Source organism: Thermoanaerobacterium thermosulfurigenes (assembly GCF_051201035.1).
GTDB lineage: Bacteria > Bacillota > Thermoanaerobacteria > Thermoanaerobacterales > Thermoanaerobacteraceae > Thermoanaerobacterium > Thermoanaerobacterium thermosulfurigenes.
This window is the reverse complement of sequence record NZ_JBPODR010000002.1, coordinates 40,105-60,260: the sequence shown is the minus strand read 5'-3', so window position 1 is coordinate 60,260 and position 20,156 is coordinate 40,105. Positions and strand designations below refer to the sequence as shown.

Annotated in this window: 21 protein-coding genes; 20 read left to right on the top strand and 1 reads right to left on the bottom strand. The window is 34.6% G+C overall.

Annotation, left to right across the window (positions count from 1 at the left end; genetic code table 11):
• Positions 1–18 precede the first annotated feature (18 nt).
• The 20 genes from dnaJ (at position 19) to ppdK (ending at position 19,292) form a co-directional block, all read left to right on the top strand.
• Positions 19–1,161, top strand: a complete 1,143-nt coding sequence (gene dnaJ, locus HNR52_RS01035) for a molecular chaperone DnaJ (RefSeq protein WP_435619445.1) — start codon at positions 19–21, stop codon at positions 1,159–1,161.
• Positions 1,162–1,176: 15 nt separating this feature from the next.
• Positions 1,177–2,103 carry a 50S ribosomal protein L11 methyltransferase gene (gene prmA, locus HNR52_RS01030; protein ID WP_435619444.1) on the top strand — a complete coding sequence of 309 codons (927 nt, stop codon included), beginning with the start codon at positions 1,177–1,179 and terminating at the stop codon, positions 2,101–2,103.
• The gene (locus HNR52_RS01025; protein WP_435619443.1) at positions 2,073–2,846 is read left to right on the top strand and encodes an RsmE family RNA methyltransferase; all 774 of its coding nucleotides are present in this window, start codon (positions 2,073–2,075) and stop codon (positions 2,844–2,846) included. The genes prmA and HNR52_RS01025 overlap by 31 nt, the downstream gene beginning before the upstream one ends.
• A gap of 114 nt (positions 2,847–2,960) precedes the next feature.
• Positions 2,961–4,364, top strand: coding sequence for a tRNA (N(6)-L-threonylcarbamoyladenosine(37)-C(2))-methylthiotransferase MtaB (mtaB, locus tag HNR52_RS01020; protein ID WP_435619442.1), 1,404 nt, complete (start codon positions 2,961–2,963; stop codon positions 4,362–4,364).
• Complete coding sequence (locus tag HNR52_RS01015) at positions 4,330–4,674, top strand: histidine triad nucleotide-binding protein (RefSeq protein ID WP_435619441.1); 345 nt, start codon at positions 4,330–4,332, stop codon at positions 4,672–4,674. Before mtaB ends, HNR52_RS01015 begins: the two co-directional genes overlap by 35 nt.
• A 112-nt stretch (positions 4,675–4,786) precedes the next feature.
• The gene (gene rpsU / locus HNR52_RS01010) at positions 4,787–4,972 is read left to right on the top strand and encodes a 30S ribosomal protein S21 (protein ID WP_013297679.1); all 186 of its coding nucleotides are present in this window, start codon (positions 4,787–4,789) and stop codon (positions 4,970–4,972) included.
• Between the two features lie 12 nt (positions 4,973–4,984).
• On the top strand, positions 4,985–5,428 hold the full coding sequence (locus tag HNR52_RS01005; protein WP_013788274.1) for a GatB/YqeY domain-containing protein: 444 nt from the start codon (positions 4,985–4,987) through the stop codon (positions 5,426–5,428).
• Positions 5,429–5,575: 147 nt separating this feature from the next.
• Positions 5,576–5,848: a sporulation protein YqfC gene (gene yqfC / locus HNR52_RS01000; RefSeq protein WP_013788273.1), complete on the top strand. Its 273-nt coding sequence runs from the start codon at positions 5,576–5,578 to the stop codon at positions 5,846–5,848.
• A 51-nt stretch (positions 5,849–5,899) separates the two neighbouring features.
• Positions 5,900–7,105 carry a sporulation protein YqfD gene (yqfD, locus tag HNR52_RS00995; protein ID WP_435619440.1) on the top strand — a complete coding sequence of 402 codons (1,206 nt, stop codon included), beginning with the start codon at positions 5,900–5,902 and terminating at the stop codon, positions 7,103–7,105.
• Positions 7,086–8,084 (top strand): PhoH family protein, encoded by a 999-nt coding sequence (locus HNR52_RS00990; protein WP_435619439.1) that lies wholly within the window; start codon positions 7,086–7,088, stop codon positions 8,082–8,084. The genes yqfD and HNR52_RS00990 overlap by 20 nt, the downstream gene beginning before the upstream one ends.
• A gap of 5 nt (positions 8,085–8,089) precedes the next feature.
• Positions 8,090–10,150, top strand: a complete 2,061-nt coding sequence (locus HNR52_RS00985) for an HD family phosphohydrolase (RefSeq protein ID WP_435619438.1) — start codon at positions 8,090–8,092, stop codon at positions 10,148–10,150.
• The gene (ybeY, locus tag HNR52_RS00980; RefSeq protein WP_435619437.1) at positions 10,147–10,626 is read left to right on the top strand and encodes an rRNA maturation RNase YbeY; all 480 of its coding nucleotides are present in this window, start codon (positions 10,147–10,149) and stop codon (positions 10,624–10,626) included. The genes HNR52_RS00985 and ybeY overlap by 4 nt, the downstream gene beginning before the upstream one ends.
• Positions 10,627–10,633: 7 nt before the next feature.
• Positions 10,634–11,332, top strand: coding sequence for a diacylglycerol kinase (locus HNR52_RS00975; RefSeq protein WP_013788268.1), 699 nt, complete (start codon positions 10,634–10,636; stop codon positions 11,330–11,332).
• A gap of 17 nt (positions 11,333–11,349) precedes the next feature.
• Positions 11,350–12,249: a GTPase Era gene (gene era / locus HNR52_RS00970; RefSeq protein ID WP_435619436.1), complete on the top strand. Its 900-nt coding sequence runs from the start codon at positions 11,350–11,352 to the stop codon at positions 12,247–12,249.
• Between the two features lie 40 nt (positions 12,250–12,289).
• Positions 12,290–12,943 carry a deoxyribose-phosphate aldolase gene (gene deoC, locus HNR52_RS00965; protein ID WP_013788266.1) on the top strand — a complete coding sequence of 218 codons (654 nt, stop codon included), beginning with the start codon at positions 12,290–12,292 and terminating at the stop codon, positions 12,941–12,943.
• Positions 12,944–12,965: 22 nt separating this feature from the next.
• Entirely contained in the window at positions 12,966–13,712 is a 747-nt protein-coding gene (gene recO / locus HNR52_RS00960; RefSeq protein WP_435619435.1) for a DNA repair protein RecO, read from the top strand.
• 12 nt (positions 13,713–13,724) lie between these two features.
• A complete protein-coding gene (locus tag HNR52_RS00955; protein ID WP_013788264.1) occupies positions 13,725–14,126 on the top strand; it encodes a DUF4342 domain-containing protein in 402 nt (133 codons plus the stop codon).
• Between the two features lie 130 nt (positions 14,127–14,256).
• On the top strand, positions 14,257–15,645 hold the full coding sequence (locus tag HNR52_RS00950) for a glycine--tRNA ligase (RefSeq protein WP_435619434.1): 1,389 nt from the start codon (positions 14,257–14,259) through the stop codon (positions 15,643–15,645).
• Between the two features lie 200 nt (positions 15,646–15,845).
• Positions 15,846–16,661: a pyruvate, water dikinase regulatory protein gene (locus HNR52_RS00945; protein ID WP_013788262.1), complete on the top strand. Its 816-nt coding sequence runs from the start codon at positions 15,846–15,848 to the stop codon at positions 16,659–16,661.
• Entirely contained in the window at positions 16,662–19,292 is a 2,631-nt protein-coding gene (ppdK, locus tag HNR52_RS00940) for a pyruvate, phosphate dikinase (RefSeq protein ID WP_013788261.1), read from the top strand.
• A gap of 51 nt (positions 19,293–19,343) precedes the next feature.
• Here ppdK and HNR52_RS00935 read toward each other — a convergent pair whose 3' ends face one another.
• Entirely contained in the window at positions 19,344–19,817 is a 474-nt protein-coding gene (locus tag HNR52_RS00935; RefSeq protein WP_230197565.1) for a hypothetical protein, read from the bottom strand.
• Positions 19,818–20,156 lie beyond the last annotated feature (339 nt).

The window sequence follows — 20,156 nt, the reverse complement described above, 5'->3', positions numbered from 1 at the left end:
GAAAGGCAGGTGATGTGTATGGCAAAAGATTATTATGCGATATTAGGCCTTGATAAAAATGCCAGTGATGAAGATATAAAGAAGGCTTATAGAACTCTTGCAAAGAAGTATCATCCTGACTTAAATCCTGGCAATAAAGAAGCAGAACAAAAGTTTAAAGAGATAAATGAAGCATATCAGATTTTGTCTGACCCTCAGAAAAAAGCTCAGTATGATCAATTTGGCGATGCAGCATTTAATCAAGGCGGTTTTAACCAAGGAGATTTTGGTGGCTTTGGCGGTTTTGGTCAAGGTGGATTTGATTTTGGCGGCTTTGGCGACATTTTTGGTGATATATTTGGTGATATGTTTGGAGGCAGTACCAGAAGAAAAACTGGGCCTCAAAAGGGAAATGACATAAGGGTTAATTTGACTTTGGCCTTTGAAGAAGCTGCATTTGGCGTCGAGAAAGAGATTGAAGTTGAAAGGTATGAAAAATGCGATAGATGTAATGGTACAGGTGCAAATCCAGGAACGAAAGTAGAGGTATGCCCCGAATGTCATGGTACGGGTGAGGTCAGAATAACGCAAAATACGCCGTTTGGCAGGATAGTCAATGTAAGAACGTGTCCTAGGTGTCATGGAGAAGGCAAGATAGTCAAAGATCCATGTTCAAAGTGTCATGGAACTGGAAGGATAAGAAAACTAAGGAAACTTAAAGTTAATATACCTGCTGGAATTGATGAAGGACAAATGGTATCATTAAGAGGTGAAGGTGAACCAGGAGAAAGAGGAGGAGCTAATGGAGATCTTTTTATTGTAATAAGCATAAAACCTCATAAGATATTCAAGCGGGATGGATTTAATGTCTTGCTTAAAATGCCTATAAGTTTTGTAGATGCTGCACTTGGTGCAGAGATAGAAGTTCCTACTCTTGATGGCAAAGCTATATACAATATTCCGCCTGGAACTCAAACTGGAACGGTGTTTAGGCTTAGGAACAAAGGAATACCTCATATCAATGGAAGAGGACGTGGTGACGAATTTGTAGAGGTATATATCGATGTTCCTAAGAAATTGACGGAAAGGCAAAAAGAGCTATTGAGGGAGTTTGACAAACTTAGCAATGATAGCGGTAGTAAATCATTTTTTCAAAAAGTAAAAGATGCTTTTGGAGCATAAAAAAGGGTGATATGATTGAAATGGCTTGAAGTTAAAATTACGACTTCAGTGGAAGCTGAGGAAGCTATAACAAATATAATGCATGAAGTTGGTGCGGGCGGTGTTGTTATAGAAGATCCCAATGATTTGAAGATATTAAATGATAGCAATGAATGGGATTATGTAGATCCTGATATGATTGTAGATAGCAATAAAGTTGTAATATCAGCTTATTTCCCTCTTACCCCAAGTACAATTGACAAATTAAGCATAATCAAGGATAGAATAACAGGACTTAAAGAATATAATTTGGACATTGGAGATTTTACGTTCGAGACGGCTGAGGTCGATGATGAAGATTGGGCAAACAGTTGGAAAAAATATTATAAGACTTTTAAGATTGGCAAGCGTGTTGTCATAAAACCATCATGGGAAGATTATAACCCAGAAGAAAATGAGATAGTAGTTGAGTTAGATCCAGGCATGGCTTTTGGCACAGGCAGTCATGAGACTACAAAAATGTGCATAGAATTTTTAGAAGAGAATGTTAAAAGTGGCGATATCGTATTTGATATTGGATGCGGTACAGGTATATTGTCAATTGTCAGCTCTAAGTTGGGTGCAAAAAAAGTTTTTGCAGTTGATGTTGACGAAGTTGCATTAAAAGTGGCTTCTCTAAATGTAAAATTAAACAAACTGGATAATATCGAGGTTTTGAAAAGCGATCTTTTAAAAGAGCTAAATGGTGAGGCGGATTTAATAGTCGCAAATATTATAGCTGATATAATAATAAAAGCTACTTTTGACATACATGAAAAACTTAAAGAAAATGGCTTGTTCATATCAAGTGGAATAATTAAAGATCGTAAAGATGATGTTTTAAATGCCATTTCCAAATATTTTGACGTTATTGAGGTCAAAGAAGATGGGGAATGGGTTGCAATATTATCAAGGAAAAAGTGAGTGCTGTGAGAAGGCTTTTTATAAAAGATGAAGATATAAAAGATGGCATAGTCAGAATATATGGTGATGACGCGCATCACATAAAGGATGTATTAAGGCTAAGGATTGGAACTGATTTGGTGGTTTCTAATGGAGTAAAACAGTACAATGCTTCTATTCTTTCTATCGAAAGCACATCTGTTTTATTAAAGATAGTCGATGAGTTGCATCAAGTTGTAGAGAGTTCTATAAATGTGACTTTATTTCAGGGACTGCCGAAGTCTGACAAAATGGATTTGATTGTTCAGAAATGCACAGAAATTGGAATAAAAAAGATTGTGCCTGTTGAAACCGAATTTTCTATTATAAAGGTTAAAGAAAAAAGCATAGGAAACAAAATAAACAGGTGGAATAAAATTTCTCAAGAAGCATCAAAGCAATCTGGAAGATTGATAGTGCCAGAAGTTTTGGAGCCGATAAGTTTTAATATTGCTGTAAATTACATCAATGAGTTTGATTTATGCGTAATGCCGTATGAAAGAGAGACCAATGTTAGGTTAAAAGACGTTTTAAAAGAGAATAATGGTGCAAAAAATATTTGCATTTTTATCGGGCCTGAAGGTGGCTTCTCGCCTAGTGAAGTAGACACGGCGACTAAAAATGGTGCTGTAATTGTTACATTGGGTCCAAGGATTTTAAGAACAGAAACGGCTGGTATTGTGGCTGGTTCTATAATTTTGTACGAATTAGGAGATCTAGGATAGATGATTTTTACTTTGCCTCTTAAATAATTTTCGAGGCTTATTTTTTTATATTTAGTTAAATGTTATAATAAATCTTGAGCTTTATAACAAACAATATGGGAGGAATATTACGAAGTGGCAAAGGCAAACATAGCTTTAGACGCTGACGAATTTTATGATATATATGGCCGCAAAAAAACCGTGTCATTTTTCACATTAGGTTGTAAAGTAAATCAATATGAAACGGAAGCTATGGCTGAGATTTTCAAGAGTTTAGGATATGATGTTGTAGGGTTTGATGAATATGCTGATGTATATGTCATAAATACATGCACTGTGACTGGTCGAGGTGATATGAAATCAAGACAGGAAATAAGAAAGGCTAAAAAAATAAATCCAGATTCTGTAGTAGCTGTGGTTGGCTGTTATTCGCAAGTGGCTTCAAATGAAGTCTTAAATATACCTGAAGTCAATGTTGTTTTAGGAACTAAAAACAAAGGAGAAATAGTTAAATTAGTAGAGAAAGCAGCAAATGCTAATAAGGTGAATGCTGTTGAAGATATATTTAAAGATAGAAAATTCGAAGAACTTAAAATATCGGCTCAAGAAGGTCATACGCGGGCGTATTTAAAGATACAGGATGGATGTAATCAATACTGCACTTATTGTATTATACCGTATGCCAGAGGGCCTATAAGAAGCAGAAAGCCCAATGACATATTTGATGAAGTTAAAAGGCTGAGGGATAATGGCTATAAAGAAGTGGTGTTGACAGGCATACACGTTGCATCATATGGCAAAGACTTGGAAAATGTGGATTTGCTTGATATAATAAAGATGATACACGAAATCGAAGGCATCGAAAGAATACGCTTAAGTTCAATTGAGCCTACATTTTTAACCGAAGATTTTGTAAGAGAAGTTTCTCTTTTGCCGAAATTTTGCAGACACTACCATATATCATTGCAAAGCGGTTCGGACAGTGTTCTTAAAAGAATGGGTAGAAGATATACAACAAGCGAATACAAAACGATCATAGAGAGAGTCAGAAAGTACATCAAGGACGTGGCGATAACCACTGATGTAATGGTAGGGTTTCCAGGAGAAACGGAGAGAGAGTTTAATGAAACCTATGAATTTGCTAAGGATATAGAATTCAGCAAGATGCATGTATTTAAGTATTCAAGGCGAGCCGGTACAAAAGCGGCAGACTACCCTGATCAAATTAAAAACTCTGTCAAAGAAGAAAGAAGTAAAATATTAATTAAGCTTTCAGAAGAATGCGAATTGAAATTTTACAGAAAGTTTTTAGGTAGCACTTTAAATGTGCTATTTGAACAGAGGACTAAAGAGTTAAATGATTATGTGGAAGGACTTACTGACAATTATATAAGAGTAGCAGTAAAGTCAGATTTAAACATTAAGAATAAAATACTACCTGTAAAATTGATAGACTTAAAGAAAGATTTTGCCATAGGAAATATAGTTGAAGGAGGTGAGATGGTTGAGCGATTGCATTTTTTGCAAGATCATAAATAGGGAGATTGAATCAAAAATAATTTATGAAGATGATTATGTGGTTGCCTTTCCCGATATTAATCCACAAGCGCCAGTTCACTTGCTTATAGTCCCAAAAGCTCATATTGATTCTCCATTGGACATTGATGAAAGGAATAAAGAGCTTGTAGGCCATGTCTATGTAATTGCAAAAAAGCTGGCTAAGCGGTATGGGATTGATAGCAAAGGATACAGGATAGTGTCTAATTGTGGTGACGACGGCGGACAAACTGTTCACCATATACATTTTCATCTTTTAGGCGGAAGATTTATGACATGGCCTCCAGGGTAAACATTGACACAAATTGGTTTTTAGATTATAATATATTAAGATATCCCAATAATATTTGCAGCAATAAATGCAGCTTACATTTGGCAGTTTATCCGGAGGGAGGGAGATTACAGTGTCAGAAGTTCGAGTTGGAGAAAATGAGTCCCTTGATAATGCATTGAGAAGATTTAAGCGCCAATGCTCAAGAAGTGGCGTTCTTTCTGAATTAAGAAAAAGGGAACATTATGAAAGCCCAAGCGTAAAACGCAAAAAGAAATCAGAAGCAGCAAGAAAAAGAAAGTACAAATTTGGGAAATAAGGAAGTGTGATTATGGCCCTTAAGGATCGATTGTACAAAGATATGGTTGATGCTATGAAATCAAAAGATGTATTCAGAAAAAATATTCTAAGTATGGTTAGATCTTCGATATTGCAAGTAGAAAAGGATACAGGAAAAGTCCTTGATGATGAAGGGGTCATTAATGTAATTTCAAGAGAAATAAAACAAAGAAAAGAGGTTTTGCCTGAATACGAAAAAGGTGGCAGGCAAGATTTGGTAGATAAAGCGAATCGTGAAATAGAAATTATGCTGGAATATATGCCACAGCAGTTGACTGATGATGAAATAGATGAAATCGTAAGAGGCGTTATTGATGAGACTGGTGCTACAAACAAAAATGATATAGGAATGGTTATGAGTAAAGTGATGCCTCTTGTAAAAGGTAAAGCTGATGGCAATAAAGTTAAAATGATAGTTTCGCAGCACTTACAATGATAAAAAAACTTGGTACTTAGATGTATCAAGTTTTTTACTTTTATTGCATGGAAAGTAGATCCATGCTTTTTTTATTTTATTTTAAAATTCCTTAAAAGAATGTTTTTACTTGAAGATTCATAAGATTTAACGGGAGGAGGCTTTATCATGAAGTCAAATACCATAAAAGAAGGAATTCTAAATTTAGTTGATTTCCCTAAAGATGTTTTATTAAACCTTCCTAAGATAACAGTAATAGGCAACACGCAAATTACTGTAGAAAATCATAGAGGCATAATAGAATATATTCCTGAAAGGATAAGAATCAATTCTACGATAGGCATGATTAGAATAACAGGTAAAAATATGATTATAAATTCAGTTATGACAGAGATACTGGTTATTACTGGTAAAATATTAAACATAGAGATAATTGTATAAGGTAATTTATTTGCTTTGTTCACAATCTAAAAGGCAAAAGGAGGTATTTGCTTGCTGGCCATAAAATTGTGGAATTTTTTATACGGGTATGCTATTATAAAAATAGAAGGCTTGTCGATAGAGAGATTTTTAAATATTGTTATATCTAAAAACATATATGTATGGGATGTAGAAAGGATGAACTATACCGCAATAGTAGCAAAGATCAGTTTAAAAGGGTTCAAGCTTCTACTGCCGTATACGAAAATGACAAATTGCAGAGTTTACATCGTCGAAAAAAGAGGGTTGCCGTTTATTGTCTTTTATCTAAAGAGAAGAAGAATGTTGGTTTTAGGTGCAATAGCGTGTGTGATACTAGCATATATTTTTTCGATGTTTATATGGTCTATTGAGATAGATGGTGGACAAAATATAAGTGAAGCTTCTATAATTTCAGAACTTGATAAATTGGGGCTTAAGGCTGGTGTTTTAAAGTCGTCAGTAAATATTCATAAGATTCAACAAGAATTTTTGGTGGATGAAAAAGATGTGGCATGGATTGGTATTGACATAAAAGGTACAAAAGCAATAGTTAAAGTTGTGAAGAAAACTGCACCACCTGCTGTATTAGATGAAAATGTGCCATGTAATATAATAGCTAAAAAAGATGGTATAATATATAAAATGACAGTATTAGAAGGTGATGCTTTAAAAAAAGTTGGAGACACAGTAAAGATGGGAGACGTCTTAGTATCTGGGATAATAGAAAGACCTAATACAAACACGCGATTTGTACATTCAATGGGTACAATATTGGCAAGAGTCTGGTATGAAGGCTACGCAGATGTTAATTTAGTGCAGCAAAAGTACAAGAGGACTGGTAGAAAAGTCACTATGACAAAAATTTCAATGGGAAGCAGCACATTGACTCTTTTGTCGCGAAAAATCAATTTTAAAAATTATGATAGAGAAGTGAGAAATTTGACTTCATCCGCTTCTCCAATAAAAATCATAAATGAGACATATTATGAGACGGTGCCGATTGAAGTAAAGTTGACAAAAGATGAAGCAGAAAAATTAGCTGTGGAAAGTGCTCTTAAAAACATTTCATCTGCTTTTGGAAAAGATGCTAAAATAGTCAATAGACAAGAAAAGATGACAATGATAAACGCAAACGTGCTGCGGGCTGATGTTATAGTGGAAGTGATAGAGGATATTGGAACGCAAGAAAACATCAATTATAATGCGGAGGTAAAAATTGAAAGAAGTAACAATTGATATCAATAATATTGAACAAGCTGCAAATTTATTTGGCAAGTTTGATGAAAATATAAAATTGATTGAAGAAGGAATGGATGTAAAAATTGTCGTCAGAGATGATATGATTAAGATCAATGGTGAAGAAGCCAATGTGGATGGTGCAGAAAAGGTGTTTAGTGAGCTTATAGATATAATCAATAGTGGTGAGATTATAACAGCTCAAAACGTCTTATATGCCATGAGATTAGTCAATATGGGAGAGGAAGAGAAGCTAAAATCTATCTTATCTGACATTGTATGCATTACATCAAGAGGAAAGCAGATAAGATGTAAAACTTATGGTCAGAAACGCTACGTAAACGCCATAAGAAGTAATGAGATTGTCTTTGGAATTGGACCTGCAGGTACAGGAAAAACGTATCTTGCTATGGCAATGGCTGTAACATCTTTGAAAAATAAAGAAGTCGGGCGAATTATTTTGACAAGGCCGGCAGTTGAAGCAGGAGAGCGACTGGGCTTTTTGCCAGGCGATTTGCAAGAGAAGGTTGATCCATATTTAAGACCGTTGTATGATGCATTATATGATATTCTTGGAGCTGAAACATTTCAAAAATACATGGAAAAGGGCCTTATTGAAGTTGCCCCATTAGCGTATATGAGAGGCAGAACTTTGGACGATTCATTTATAATACTTGATGAAGCTCAAAATACTACTCCAGAGCAAATGAAGATGTTTTTAACAAGGATTGGATTTGGTTCTAAAGCGGTTATAACAGGCGACGTTACACAGGTGGATTTGCCTAAAGGAAAAAGATCTGGACTTAAAGATGTCATTGAGATTTTAAATGGTATAGAAGGCATAGAATTTGTTTTACTAAAAGAGCAGGATGTTATAAGACATCCCCTTGTTGCTAAGATAGTAAAAGCTTATGAAGTATTTGAAAAGTCTAAAAAAACTGATGATGCGGAAGAAGAAAATTCTTCTTGGGAGGATTAATTTAGATGCATATAAAGGACATGCCGATTAGAAAAATATTTTTAAGTCAAAAGGCATATTTGATATATATTACAACTATATACATCATTGTATCGATATTTCTGTTTTACACAGCAATAACGCCGCCTAAAATCGATATAAAAGCTGGAGATGTTGCTCAGATAGATATTAAAGCACCTAAGGACATTGTTGACAATTTAGCAACACAAAAAAAGATTCAAGAAGCCATGAACAGTGTAAATCCTAAATACGATTACGATGAAAATGTTGCACAAGAATCTTACATTAAGCTTACTGATTTTTTTAATAAACTTAGGAGTGTTAGAAAGTCAAGTGGACAGATTGACGAAAAGCTCAATACACTAAAAGAAACACTACCAATTAAACTTGATGACCAATCTCTTAAAGTTTTGCTTTCTGCTGAAGACAATACAATAATTGCGGTGGAATCTTTGGCTATTTCAACTGAAAAAGCCACGATGTCACGTCAGATTACAGATGATGCTTTATCTGGCGCGTTAAGCAGTGTAAAAAGTATTGTAGATAGCTCAGATCTAAATCAAGATCTAAAGCCGATAGTGTATAAAATACTATCTTCTGTCATATCTCCTAATATGATATACAATGCAACTGAGACTGAGATGGCAAGAAAAGAAGCTGCCTCAAAGGTAGAGCCTGTCGTCTATAAGAAGGGGCAAAATATCATTGTAAGCGGTGAAGTAGTTACAGACGATCAAATCCAGGTATTACAAGCATTGGGACTTCTTAAAAATAATAGCAGAGTAGATTTTGCGATGCTATCTGGCATCATCGTCTTATTGGGCGTGTCTTTATTTATTGCTGGCTATTATATAATTAAGCTTAATAAAAAAGTGAGGGAGAAGTATGCGTATATCCAAATACTTTATCTTTTGGGGGTAATATATTATTTCATAGTTATAGCATTAAAAAACATAAATCCGTTGCTTATTCCATCAGAGCTTATTGCCTTATCTGTTTCGGTCATATTAGATCCTTTTATTGCCATAACGCTTAATACATTCTTTTCTATTATAAGTGGCATGATGCTAAATTTTAATCAGGCTTTCTTTGTAATGTCCATATTTGGAGGGACAATTGGAGCCATAAAGATGGCTAATTCAAAGCAGAGAATCGATTTTGTCAAAGCTGGCATATATGTAAGTGCTGCTAATACATTGTCTATATTAGGAGTAGGGCTTATTAATAGTAATAATATTTTATCTGTTTTAGAAAACAGCCTTTGGGGAATAATTAGCGGTGCTTTTAGTGTCATATTAGCCATAGGGTTACTTCCATTTTGGGAATCTGGTTTTGACATTATAACACCTTTGAAATTGCTGGAGCTTTCAAACCCAAATAATCCTTTGTTGAAGAAGCTGATGATGGATGCTCCTGGTACATATCATCATAGCATAATAGTCGCTAATTTGGCTGAAGCAGGATCTGATGCAATTGGTGCAAACAGCCTATTGACACGAGTTGGGGCATATTACCATGATATAGGTAAAGTAAAAAGACCGTATTTTTTCAAAGAAAATCAATTTACGGATGAAAATTTGCATGACAAAATATCGCCGGATCTAAGCTCACTGGTGATTACATCTCACGTTAAAGACGGTGTTGAGCTTGCTAAAAAGTATAAGTTGCCTGAAGATATAATAAATTTAATACGAGAACACCATGGTACATCTCTCGTAAAATATTTTTACAGTAAAGCGTTAAAGACAGATGATTTATGTGAGGAAGACTCGTTTAGGTATCCGGGTCCAAAACCTCAGACTAAAGAATCTGCAATTTTAATGTTGGCAGATTCTATTGAAGCTGCTGTAAGGTCCCTTCGCGATCCTACAGATGATGAAATTGAAGCTATGGTCAACAAAATAATTGATGACAGATTAAAAGATGGTCAGCTTAATGAAAGCAATTTAACTTTAAAGGACATAAAGGATTTGTCAAAGTCATTTTTGACATCTTTAAACGGAATATTTCATCGCAGGATAGAGTATCCTGAAATAGAAAATAATAAGGCAGAGGTGTTACAATGAATATTTTAATTGATAATAGACAGGATAAAGTTGATGCACAGGGATTGGATAGGATAGTAGAAGATGTGGTGCGAACAGCGTTGGAAGTGGAAGGCGTTGTCGATGATGTGGAGGTAAGTGTATCTTTTGTCGACAATGAGGAAATTCATAAGTTAAATAAGTATTACAGAAATGTCGATAAAGAAACTGATGTATTATCTTTTCCACTGGTGGAGTTTGAAGAAATATATACAGATATAGACGAAGAAGATGATGATTTAGATGAAGTACAACCTATAGGTGATATAGTAATTTCTTTGGAGAAGGCAAAGCAACAAGCTGAAGAATATGGTCATTCCTTTATAAGGGAAGTTGCGTATCTTACAGCACACAGCATGTTTCATTTGATGGGATACGATCATGAGACAGAAGACGAAAAAAAGGTAATGAGGGAAAAAGAAGAAGAAGTTATGCGACGTCTAAAAATAGAAAGGTGATACATTTTTGAAGATAAAAAAATTGATAGATAGTTTTAACTATGCTATAGAAGGAATCATATACGCATTTAAAACAGAAAAAAACATGAAAATACACTTTGTGGCGGCCCTTTTTGTGTTAGTTTTAAGTTTGTTTTACAATTTTAGCAAACTTGAGATGATAGCCATAATAGTTACAATATCTCTTGTCTTAATCGCTGAAATGATAAACACAGCTATAGAGACTATAGTCGATTTAATAACTGATGAATATCATGCTTTAGCTAAAATAGCCAAAGATGTGGCTGCTGGTGCTGTGTTGATATCTGCTTTAAACGCTGTATTTGTCGCATACTTGCTATTTTTCCATAGGCTTAATCCGTGGGTTAATATTTTGCTTACAAGGATAAGAAACTCTCCTACCCATATTACATTCATTACACTTATAGTTGTGATGATATTGACCATAATTTTAAAAGCCTATTTCGGCAAAGGGACGCCACTGAGAGGTGGTTTGCCAAGCGGGCACAGTGCAATAGCATTTTGCCTTGCAACAGCATCAACTTTTATATCTAAAAACATGCTGATATCAACCATAAGCTTTATTATGGCTTTTTTAGTGGCACAAAGCAGAGTTGAAGGTAAAATACATTCTGCTTTTCAGGTAATAGTAGGTGCTATTATTGGGATACTTATAACGATATTGTTTTTTCAGATTTTTAAATAAAATTTTGAGGTGATGATATGGCATTTAAGTCAGGATTTGCTGCATTGATTGGAAGAACTAATGTTGGTAAATCTACTCTTTTAAACGCATTGTTAAATGAAAAGGTGGCTATAACTTCAGACAAGCCGCAAACCACCAGAAACACCATCCAAGGTATTTTGACAGGTGAGGACTATCAAGTGATTTTTATTGACACACCTGGTATACATAAGCCAAAACACAAATTAAGCGAATTCATGATTGAATCCGTAAAAAAAACTTTGGCAGAAGTAGATTTAATAATCTACATGGTAGAACCAGATGTTGAAGTAGGACCAGGTGATAAATATATCATCGATCATCTTATAAACATTGAAACACCAGTAATTTTGGTCATAAATAAAATAGACACCGTTTTCCATGAAACTGTAGATATGTCAATACAGATATTTAAGCAACTTTATAATTTTAAAGATATACTGCCAATATCTGCTTTAAAAAATATGAATATAGATCTTTTAAAACACACAATAGTATCGTATATACCAGAAGGGCCGCAATACTTTCCAAGCGATTATATAACAGATAGGCCTGAGAAGTTTCTCGTATCAGAAATAATAAGAGAAAAAATATTAAATTACCTTGAAGATGAGGTACCACACGGTGTATACGTAGAAGTTGACTCGATGAAAGCAAGAGAAGATAAAGACATATTGGACATAGAAGCGTTTATATACTGTGAAAAAGAGTCTCACAAGGCTATTATCATAGGGAAAAACGGACAGATGTTAAGAAGAATAGGAAGTAGTGCCAGAATAGAGTTGGAAAGTTTATTTGGCCAAAAGATATATTTGGATCTGTGGGTAAAGGTGAGAAAAGGTTGGAGAGATAATGTCAGCATTTTAAGGAATTTTGGCTATGTAATTGACAAAAATTAATTGGTAGTGTTAAAGTATACTTAAGAAAGGTGGAGATATTGTGGAAATTGCAAAGATGATAGATCATACTTTATTAAAACCGGATGCAACTGATTCTGATATTAAAAAATTGGCTGATGAAGCTAAGGAATACGGTTTTGCGTCTGTGTGCGTAAATCCATGCCATGTAAAACTTGTAGCTGATGTTTTAAAAGACAGTGATGTAAAGGTATGTACAGTTATCGGTTTTCCTCTTGGCGCTAATACGACTGAAACCAAGGTGTTTGAAGCAAAAGAAGCCATATCAAATGGGGCAAATGAAATAGACATGGTTTTAAACATAGGCAAACTGAAATCTGGCGACTACAATTATGTGAAAAAGGACATAGAAGCTGTGACAAAGGCAGCTAAATCTTTTGGAGAAATCATAGTTAAAGTTATCTTAGAGACATGTTATCTTACTGATGAAGAAAAAGTAAAAGCCTGTGAAATTACAGTTGATGCAGGGGCAGATTTTGTTAAAACATCAACTGGATTTGGCAGTGGTGGCGCAACTGTACACGATGTTGAATTGATGAGAAAAACTGTTGGCGAAAATTTTGGTGTTAAAGCATCAGGTGGCATAAGAACTGCAGATTTTGCTAAAGAAATTGTAAAAGCAGGTGCTAACAGGATTGGTACAAGCTCTGGAATTCAAATCGTAAAAGGATGGTAAAATCAACAAAGGTCAAATTATCATGAAATTTATAAAAACAGAGTCCATTGTCTTAAAAAGCAGGTTAATAGGTGAATCAGACAAAGTCGTTACACTTTTTACGAAATCAAATGGTAAGATAGATGCAATAGCAAAAGGTGCAAGGAACTCGAAAAGTAAATATTTGGGTTCATCCCATCCTTTTTCAATAGGATATTATGTTTTGTTTGAAGGGCAAAATTACTATTATATTGACCAATGGGAGTTGATCCATTCATTTTTAAAGATAGACGATGATATTTTGAAGCTTTCTTATGCATCGTATTTTGCAGATATTGTTTATAAGCTACTTGAAGAAAACGAAAAAAACACGAATATATATAATCTATTAAAGTATTCTATGTTTCTTTTGGAAAAAGATCTTTTCGATTGCGATTTGCTTTCAATCACTTTTTGTCTGAAGTTTGTCACATTTATGGGATATATGCCTGAAGTGCACCACTGTTTATCCTGTGGCAGAGATGATAACATTATGTATTTTTCGCCATTGAAAGGTGGTGTATTGTGCAGAGATTGTAAAAGCAGTGCTGATGACATATTCTACATAAAAAGAGAAACACTAAATATGTTAAGGTATTTGCTTAGCAATGGTTTTGGCAATATTGCAAAACTTAGAATACAAAAAGATATATTAGTAGAACTAGATAAAATAGTTACTGATTATATGAGTGTTCATTTTGACAAAAATTTTGAGTCAAAATATTTTTTAGACAAGTTAAAAAATATGTAGGAGGTGATTTAAATGGATAATGAGCTTGAAAAGATCGATCAGATTGTGGCTAGAACAGGTGTAAGCTACAAGGAAGCGAAGGAAGCCTTAGAAAAGTGCAATGGTGATGTGGTAGATGCCCTTATATACATTGAAGAAAATAAAAAGAATTGGACAGAGAGCATATCGGTTGCAGGTTCTGAAGTAATCGACAAGATAAAAGAAATTGTCAAAAAAGGCAATGTCACAAAAATAAGAATAAAAAAAGACGACAATGTGATACTTGAGGTTCCTGTCACCGCTGGAGCCATATCAGCCATCATAGTTCCTCAGCTTACTGTCATAGGTGCTGCATTGGCTTTTTTCACAAACTGTACTGTTGAAATAGAAAGACCAAATAAAGAAATAACTGTATTAAAAGAAGAAAAACAATAAAATCCAATGCTTTCATTAAGCGATATTGACATATTTAAAACTATTTGATATTCTAAAATAAATTGAGTTTAGCCCTTTTTGCCGAGGAGGAAAAAGGGTTTTGTTTATACATAAAAAGGAGTGTTTGTTGATGGCTTTTGATGTAACCATGGATAAAATAGTGTCTCTTGCAAAAAATCGTGGCTTTATATTTCCTGGGTCTGAGATCTATGGAGGTTTGGCAAACACATGGGACTACGGTCCGCTTGGTGTTGAATTTAAAAACAATGTAAAAAGAGCTTGGTGGAGGAAATTTATACAGGAAAGTCAGTACAATGTGGGTATAGACTCTGCAATTCTGATGAATCCTGAAACATGGGTGGCATCTGGACATGTTGGCGGATTTAGCGATCCATTGATGGACTGTAAAGAGTGCAAATCTAGATTTCGTGCTGATAAGCTTGTAGAAGATTATTTAAAAGAACATGGAGAAGAAACAAATGTAGATGGTTGGACAAATGAAAGATTAAAGCAGTTTATAGATGACAACAACGTGCCGTGTCCAGTTTGTGGTGCTCATAATTTTACAGATATTAGAAAATTTAATTTGATGTTTAAGACGTTTCAAGGCGTTACTGAAGATTCGAAGTCAGAAATATACTTAAGACCTGAAACTGCACAGGGCATATTTGTCAACTTTAAAAATGTGCTAAGAACATCCAGGAAGAAGATACCATTTGGGATAGGGCAAATTGGCAAATCATTTAGAAATGAGATTACACCTGGAAATTTTACTTTTAGGACGAGAGAATTTGAACAGATGGAATTAGAATTTTTCTGTAAACCTGGTGAAGATTTAGAATGGTTTAATTACTGGAAAGAATTCTGTATGAATTGGCTCTTAAATTTAGGCTTGAGAAAAGAAAACCTGAGATTTAGGGATCACAGTAAGGAAGAGCTTTCGCATTACAGCAATGCTACTACAGATATAGAATACAGATTTCCATTTGGATGGGGAGAGTTATGGGGAATAGCTGACAGGACTGATTTCGATCTTAGACGTCATATGGAACATTCAGGAGCAGATTTAACATATTTTGACCCTGTTACAAATGAAAAGTACATACCATACTGCATTGAACCATCTGTAGGGGCTGATAGAGTAGCTTTGGCTTTTTTGATAGATGCTTACAATGAAGAAGTGATAGAAGAAAATGACACAAGAGTCGTTTTAAAATTGCATCCTGCATTGTCACCGATAAAGGCAGCAGTTCTTCCTTTGTCTAAAAAGCTGGGTGAAAATGCTTATAAATTGTATGATGAACTAAGAAAAGATTTTGTGGTTGATTACGATGAGACAGGAAGCATTGGAAAAAGGTACAGAAGACAGGATGAAATAGGGACACCATACTGCATAACGTACGACTTTGATTCATTGAATGATGAATCGGTGACAATAAGGGATAGAGATACGATGCAGCAGATAAGGATTAAGATAAACGAAGTAAAGTCGTATTTGGAAGCTAAATTAAAAATATAAAAAAAATCAGGCGAGTGCCTGGTTTTTTTTATATTTTATGCTATAATATTAATTGGACATTATTGTAATTGACTTAAATGATAGAATGTTGTTGTATATAGTTAGAAAACGTTAATCTGAAAGGTATTGTCATAACGGGAGTAAAACTGTCCCACATGACTGTTTTAGTATCAGCTATTATTTAGGAGGCTAAAATTATTGTGGATGAGAATGTAGCCATTTACCTTGTGTCTGATTCAAGCATTGATACGGCGGAGCATGTAGCAGCCATAGCCGCATCCAGATTTGGCACCAATATAAGTCAAATCAAAAAGTTTCCTTATGTTGGTGATAAAAATCAGATAGATGAAATAATAATAGATGCTTCTAATAATAAGAACAGCCTTATAATACATACGATGGTAGTCGATGAATTAAAACGATACCTTCTAAATAAGGCGAGACAGTATGATTTGCGCATCGTTGATGTGATGGGGCCTATTATGGATGCTATAGAAGGTACTACTGGCATTGCACCTACAGAATTATTTTTTCATAAGCGTAAGCTTGATGAAGACTACTTCAGAAAGATGGATGCAATTGAGTTTGCAGTAAAACATGATGATGGAAAAGATGTGAATGGTCTTTTGTTGGCTGATGTTGTAATACTTGGTGTTTCAAGGACATCAAAGACACCACTATGTATGTATCTTGCACATAAGTATATTAAAGCTGCAAATTTTCCACTGGTGCCTGAGGTGGATCCGCCAAAAGAATTGTTTGAAATAGATCACAACAAAATATTTGGTCTTATGATAAATATTGATAACTTGGTAGAAATACGAAAAGAAAGGCTTAAGTCATTGGGTTTGGATTCTAAGGCAGTTTATGCTGCTAAAGATAGAATCATAAAAGAGCTTAACTACGCTAAGGAGGTGATGGAGCGGTTAGATTGTACAGTGATTGATGTAACGAATAAAGCTGTCGAGGAAACAGCAAGCATAATATTAAATAAAATCAATAAAGGAGGACTATAAATGGCTAAGAAATATGTATATTTGTTTAGCGAAGGAAATGCGTCCATGAGAAATTTACTGGGCGGAAAAGGGGCAAACCTTGCTGAAATGACAAATCTGGGCTTACCTGTTCCGCAAGGCTTCACTGTTACAACAGAAGCTTGCACAAAATATTATGAAGATGGTAAAAAAATATCTGATGAAATAGTAGAAGAAATCTACAAGAATATGGCTATTTTAGAGGAAATAAATAACAAAAAGTTTGGAGATAAGAAAAATCCGTTATTGGTTTCAGTGCGTTCAGGTGCAAGAGTTTCTATGCCTGGAATGATGGATACAATTTTAAATCTTGGGTTAAACGATGATACTGTTGTAGGACTTGCTGAAGCTACTAACAACGAGAGATTTGCATACGACAGCTACAGAAGATTCATTCAGATGTTTTCAGATGTCGTTATGGGAATTGAAAAGAATAAATTCGAAGCAATATTGGACGCTGTCAAAGAAGAAAACGGTGCAAAATACGATACAGATTTGACTGCAGAAAACTTAAAAGAAGTTGTAAAGAGATACAAAGAACTGTACAAGAAAGAGATGGGCGTTGACTTCCCACAAGATCCAAAGATTCAGCTCTTAGAAGCTGTCAAAGCCGTATTTAGATCATGGGATAATCCGAGAGCTATTGTTTACAGAAGGTTAAATGATATACCAAGTGATTGGGGTACTGCTGTAAATGTTCAGACAATGGTATTTGGCAATATGGGTAATGATTCTGGTACAGGTGTGGCATTTACGAGAAATCCTGCAACAGGTGAAAAAGCATTGTTTGGCGAATTCTTGATGAATGCTCAGGGTGAAGATGTCGTTGCAGGTATAAGAACGCCACAGCCAATATCTACATTAAAAGACATAATGCCTGAAGTGTACAATCAATTTACAGAAATTGCAAATAAATTGGAAAATCACTACAGGGATATGCAAGATATCGAGTTTACTATAGAAAGATCAAAGCTTTACATGCTTCAGACGAGAAATGGTAAGAGAACTGCTCAAGCAGCATTAAAAGTTGCAATAGACTTAGTAAATGAAGGCTTAATAGATGAAAAAGAGGCAGTGCTAAGGGTTGATCCAAAACAGCTTGACCAATTATTGCACCCAATGTTTGATGCAGATGCATTAAAAGCAGCAAAGCCTATTGCAAAAGGTTTACCGGCATCACCAGGTGCAGCAGCAGGAAAAGTGTATTTTACAGCAGATGATGCTGTTGAAGCTGTAAAAGGTAGAGGCGAAAAAGTGGTACTTGTAAGGATGGAAACATCTCCTGAAGACATAGAGGGTATGGTTGTTGCACAAGGTATTTTAACAGGCCGTGGTGGTATGACATCACATGCTGCTGTTGTTGCCAGAGGAATGGGTACATGTTGTGTTGCTGGATGCAGTGCTGCATTAATTGATGAGAATCAAAAGATAATGAAGATCGGTGACATTGTAGTTAAAGAGGGGGATTACATATCAATTGATGGAAGCACTGGCAATGTATATTTGGGAGAAATAAAGACTGTTCCACCTTCTCTTACAGGTAATTTTGCTACATTGATGAGCTGGGCAGACAAATACAGGAAGTTAAAAGTAAAAGCAAATGCTGATATACCGAGGGATGCTAAAGTTGCTGTAGAGTTTGGTGCTGAAGGAATAGGTCTTTGCAGAACAGAGCATATGTTCTTTGCTGAAGATAGAATACCTGCCATGAGAGAAATGATAGTATCAAAGACAGAAGAACAAAGAAGGAATGCACTAAATAAACTTCTGCCTATGCAAAGGTCAGACTTTGAAGGATTGTTTGAGACAATGGGCGAACATCCTGTTACAATACGTCTTCTCGATCCACCATTGCATGAATTCTTACCACATGAAGATGATGATATAAAAGCATTGGCTGATGAAATGGGAATGACATTTGAGGATCTTAAAGCAACTGTAGAAAGCCTCAAAGAGTTTAACCCAATGCTTGGTTTTAGAGGTTGTAGACTTGCTGTCAAGTATCCTGAAATAGCTGAAATGCAGACAAGAGCTATAATTGAAGCAGCTATAAATGTATCAAATAAACTTGGCATTAGTATTGAACCACAGATAATGATACCTCTTATTGGCGATGTAAAAGAAATGAAGTATGTAAAAGACATAATCGTAAAAACAGCTGAAGAGGTATTAAAAGAAAAGAATTCCAACATTAAGTATTTAGTTGGAACAATGATTGAAGTTCCAAGGGCTGCTCTTACAGCAGATGAGATTGCGAAAGAAGCAGAATTCTTCTCGTTTGGTACAAATGACTTGACACAGCTTACATTTGCATTCTCAAGAGATGATGCTGGTAAGTTCTTAGAATCATACTATGATAAGAAGATTTACGACTTTGACCCATTTGCAAAACTCGATCAGACTGGCGTAGGCAAACTTGTTGAAATGGGTACAAAACTTGGCAGACAGACAAGACCTGAATTAAATGTAGGAATTTGTGGCGAGCATGGTGGAGATCCGTCATCAATTGAGTTCTGCCATAAAGTAGGACTTGATTATGTATCATGTTCACCATTCAGGGTTCCAATCGCAAGACTTGCTGCTGCACAAGCCGCAATAAAGGATGAAAAATAAAGAATAATATATAATATTTTAGGCTGCTGGCATATTTTGTCCAGCAGCCTTTTACATATTGCTTTTAATTACCTTACCATTTTTATCTATAACTTTATACTTCCCTGTATAAAAATCAATAAAAATCATTGGATATGAGCTGTATTTATTTGTTAATATCTCCCAATAAACTAATTCTTTTCTGGGATTTTCTGTTGTCTCGTGTTTCAACTCTATTTTCCAAATCTCATCGCATAACTTATTATTATTTACAATTGATATTGCATCTTCGCTTGAAATACCATCTTTTGAGTTAACAACATATTCCAAATGTGGATTAAAAAAATGAATTTGATTTATAAAATAAATATTTTTATTGCCTTTACTGTCAATAGCATTTACTACAGTTAATGGTCTACCAATATTATTAAAATGTAAAGAAGTAATTTTAACCGTATGTCCTTCATAAATAACTATAGAAATTGCTTGTATTTGCCTTAAAAAAAGCAATATAAAAAAACAGATTATTAGAATAAATAATAACAATATTTTGTATTTCTTTTTTATAATAATACCCTCCTTAGAATTTTAATAGGCTTGATAATAATTTTACTGTAAAAAGTCATTTTCCGGAACATATTTTTAATCGGTAATGCTTTGACTTGCAATTTATTACACGGTGCCTTAGCTCTAATGCCTCAAACAACATATTAGGCTTTAAAACTGATTCATATTCAGTTATTATTTTGCAGCTTGAATTTGCTATAAAAAATTACTTTTTGCAGTAATATATAAACAATAATCTTTACTTAGATTCAGCAAGTAAAAAATCTAAATCAAATATTATTTTATAAATTAATTTTATATATCAAATTTTACTAAATA

Excerpts from the sequence above, each read along its gene's own strand:
- dnaJ (WP_435619445.1), top strand. The coding sequence starts at position 19 with ATGGCAAAAGATTATTATGCGATATTAGGCCTTGATAAAAATGCCAGT.
- HNR52_RS01025 (WP_435619443.1), top strand. The coding sequence starts at position 2,073 with ATGGGTTGCAATATTATCAAGGAAAAAGTGAGTGCTGTGAGAAGGCTT.
- HNR52_RS01005 (WP_013788274.1), top strand. The coding sequence starts at position 4,985 with ATGGCCCTTAAGGATCGATTGTACAAAGATATGGTTGATGCTATGAAA.
- yqfC (WP_013788273.1), top strand. The coding sequence starts at position 5,576 with ATGAAGTCAAATACCATAAAAGAAGGAATTCTAAATTTAGTTGATTTC.
- HNR52_RS00985 (WP_435619438.1), top strand. The coding sequence starts at position 8,090 with ATGCATATAAAGGACATGCCGATTAGAAAAATATTTTTAAGTCAAAAG.
- ybeY (WP_435619437.1), top strand. The coding sequence starts at position 10,147 with ATGAATATTTTAATTGATAATAGACAGGATAAAGTTGATGCACAGGGA.
- era (WP_435619436.1), top strand. The coding sequence starts at position 11,350 with ATGGCATTTAAGTCAGGATTTGCTGCATTGATTGGAAGAACTAATGTT.
- recO (WP_435619435.1), top strand. The coding sequence starts at position 12,966 with ATGAAATTTATAAAAACAGAGTCCATTGTCTTAAAAAGCAGGTTAATA.
- HNR52_RS00955 (WP_013788264.1), top strand. The coding sequence starts at position 13,725 with ATGGATAATGAGCTTGAAAAGATCGATCAGATTGTGGCTAGAACAGGT.
- HNR52_RS00950 (WP_435619434.1), top strand. The coding sequence starts at position 14,257 with ATGGCTTTTGATGTAACCATGGATAAAATAGTGTCTCTTGCAAAAAAT.
- ppdK (WP_013788261.1), top strand. The coding sequence starts at position 16,662 with ATGGCTAAGAAATATGTATATTTGTTTAGCGAAGGAAATGCGTCCATG.